The sequence below is a fragment of the Methylocystis suflitae genome, from assembly GCF_024448135.1.
GTDB lineage: Bacteria > Pseudomonadota > Alphaproteobacteria > Rhizobiales > Beijerinckiaceae > Methylocystis > Methylocystis suflitae.
In genome coordinates, this window is sequence record NZ_JAMRYX010000098.1 from 1 (window position 1) to 1,294 (window position 1,294).

General features: G+C 65.5%; 1 protein-coding gene. It reads left to right on the forward strand.

The window, feature by feature from the left end; genetic code table 11:
* Positions 1-52: 52 nt before the first annotated feature.
* Positions 53-1,275 (forward strand): IS3 family transposase gene (locus NEI07_RS08440; protein ID WP_407659871.1). Its coding sequence is split into 2 segments (ribosomal slippage): positions 53-401 and positions 401-1,275, totalling 1,224 coding nucleotides; the frame shifts between segments, so codons are not numbered across the junction.
* Positions 1,276-1,294 lie beyond the last annotated feature (19 nt).

Consider the following 1,294-nt stretch of genomic DNA (forward strand, 5'->3'; position numbering starts at 1 on the left):
CGGACATCGGGCATAGCCGATAAGGCGTAGGCGTAAGCCTATGAATACGACTATGACCAATGCCCCCGAGACGCCCGTTTCGCGCGTCGAAGTCATCCCCTCTGTTCAGCGCCGTCGGCGTTGGAGCGCGGCCGAGAAGGTTCGCCTTGTCGAAGAAGCGTCGCAGCCCGGCATGAGCGTCTCCTGTGTCGCGCGTCGAGCCGGGATCGCCCCGTCTCAGCTCTTTGCCTGGAAGCGCCGCATGGCCGAGGGCGGTCAGGCTGCCGTCGCGGCGGACGAGGATGTGGTCGGCGCCTCGCAGGTCCGCGATCTCGAGAAGAAGGTCCGTGAACTGGAGCGCCTGCTCGGCAAGAAGACGATGGAGGTCGAGATCCTCCGGGAGGCTCTCGACACGGCGCGCGCAAAAAAACCGATCTTGCCGCTCGTGTCGTGGAAGCCGGACGCTTCCCGATGAGCGCCGTCGCCGAAACGCTGGGCGTCGCCCGCTCCAATCTCGCCGCGCGCAAGAAGGGCATGACCAAGCCCCGAGGCCGCTACCACAAGGCCGGGGACGTCGAAATCGCCCCGCTCATCCGCGCCATCGTCGATGAGCGCCCGACCTATGGCTATCGCCGCATCTGCGCGCTGGCGAACCGAAAGTTGCGGGCCGAGGGCAAGCCGCCCGTGAACGCCAAGCGTGTGCTGCGGATCATGCAGAACAACGGCCTGACACTCGAACGACATACCGCGCGCCGGCCGGGCCGCACCCATGACGGCGTCGTCATCGCGCTGCGCTCGAATTGCCGCTGGTGTTCGGATCATCTCGAAATCCGCGCTCGCAACGGCGAGGTCGTGCGCGTGCTGTTCGTCATCGACGCCTGCGATCGCGAGATCATCGCCTGGTCGGCGGTCGCCAATGGCGGGGTCTCGGGCGAGATGGTGCGCGATCTGATGATCGCCGCCGTCGAGCGCCGCTTTGGCGCCTTGAAAGTCCCGCACCGGGTCGAGTGGCTCTCCGACAATGGCAGCGCCTACATCGCCGCCGACACCGCGGATACGGCCCGTGCGCTTGGCCTGACGCTGCTGTTCACGCCCGTGCGCAGCCCCGAAAGCAACGGCATGTCGGAAAGCTTTGTGAAGACGCTCAAACGCGATTACGCGAGGCTTGCCGTCTTGTCAGACGCCGAAACGATCCTTGCCAAACTGCCCGGCTGGATCGAGGATTATTGCGAGGTTCACCCGCACTCAGGCCTGAAGTTCCGATCCCCTCGGGAGTTCATCCGCCTCAGTGCTTAAGCAGCCCCGCCCGATGTCC